General features: G+C 47.3%; 1 protein-coding gene. It reads left to right on the forward strand.

Features of this window, described 5'->3' with window-relative positions; genetic code table 11:
• Positions 1–1254 precede the first annotated feature (1254 nt).
• On the forward strand, positions 1255–1493 hold a 239-nt coding region (locus ED312_RS07650), incomplete at its 3' end, for a hypothetical protein (RefSeq protein WP_148044238.1).

The following is a 1493-nucleotide window of genomic DNA, read 5'->3' on the forward strand; positions in this document are numbered from 1 at the left end:
AAACTCCCCGTCCCGCAAAGCGGTCCACCCCTCTTCATCACAAGAGGGGAGCCTTAAAAAAAGAGCTCCTCCCTTTAGATTGGGAAAGTTATCAAAAATGAATAAATCTGCTGAACGAAATGACATTGTACTTTAGCCTGTCCTGAGCCCTTCGATAAATTCAGGATATCTGCTGGACTAGGCAGGAACCAAAGCCAAAGGACCCGGCATACCAATGATGTATTTTTCTCTGCGGTTCTTTGTGAATGCTCTGTGCAACTTTGTGTCATAGCCTTATTTCACAGACACACAGAGGTTTTCACAGAATTTCGCAAAGATGGAGTCATTCCGGCAACCAGGCTGTCCTCCCTCGCTTTAGCCCAGCGTCATTTAGTTGACGCAATAATAACTTGAAAAAGAGTAATTTGTGTGTTTTGTTAAAAATTAAAAGGCTCCTCCCTTGTGATGAAGGGAGGTACCCGAGCGCAGCTACGGGGGGAAGGTTTTGAAAGCCCATGCCATAGGGATAATCCCAAGCGTTAAGGCAAACACGCCAAAGTTGGGGCTGGTCAAAACTCCCCGTCCCGCAAAGATTTAAGTCGTTCCGGCTACCAGGCTGTCACCCCTTTGCCTTTACTTCGACTGGGCTCAGCAACCGCGGCATCCCCACTTGCCGGTGGGCAGGTCCCCTCAAGGGGAGAAAATATAATATTCTTTACACTAAAACTCACCAACCAAAGCCCTAATCTCTTTATAAGAAGCCCCAAAGCTCCCCTCTCGAGAGGGGCCGGGGGTGTGTCCTTCATATCATATCCCCCTTCAAAAGAACCAAATAAAAAGTAAGTTTTTTTCTAAGAATTACTAAAGAAATCCGTAAGAAGAAAATTGGCGGATTTTCCGTGAAATTCGGTACTGTTTGCCGGCTTATTTGAGGGAATTATGCCTTAAAACCCTTAAAATACCCTCAAAACATAAATGTTAAAGTTTATGGTAATGTGCAAAAACCTTAACATTTCACCGGGAGCTTTGCATAACGAAAGTCCTTGGAGTCTTGGAGTTGATGAGTTAAGGAGTCGGGATTTTTGAAGAACTCCCAAACGGAAAGCGTCTCCCGATGATCCCGATAATTATCGGGATCGGGAGACGTGTACTTGCTAAGGTTTTGGGAGGTTTAGAGTTAAAAAGATTCTTTTTTCTCCCCTTGAGGGGAGATGCCGGAGGTAGAGAGGTGTCCCCAACTCCAAGATTCCAAATATTAACCTTAAAAAACAAAAAATGATGAACACACAAAACAACACCCAAAAACACCCGCGTCCGGAACGGTTCCGGCTGCGGAAAGTAACGTGGGAAGACGACTATGTCGATTTCCTGCATACCCGGGCCCAGGGGCCCAGGTACCGCCACCTGCGAAGATGGGGGCAACAGGCCGCCCTTATCCTCCTCCTGCTTTCGGCCTTCCTGTATGCCGGCCCGCTGCTGCGGCTGGTAGACAACACGGCGGCCACGGTAGATGC

The organism is Sinomicrobium pectinilyticum (genome assembly GCF_003725735.1).
In the GTDB taxonomy this organism is placed as follows: Bacteria; Bacteroidota; Bacteroidia; order Flavobacteriales; family Flavobacteriaceae; genus Sinomicrobium; species Sinomicrobium pectinilyticum.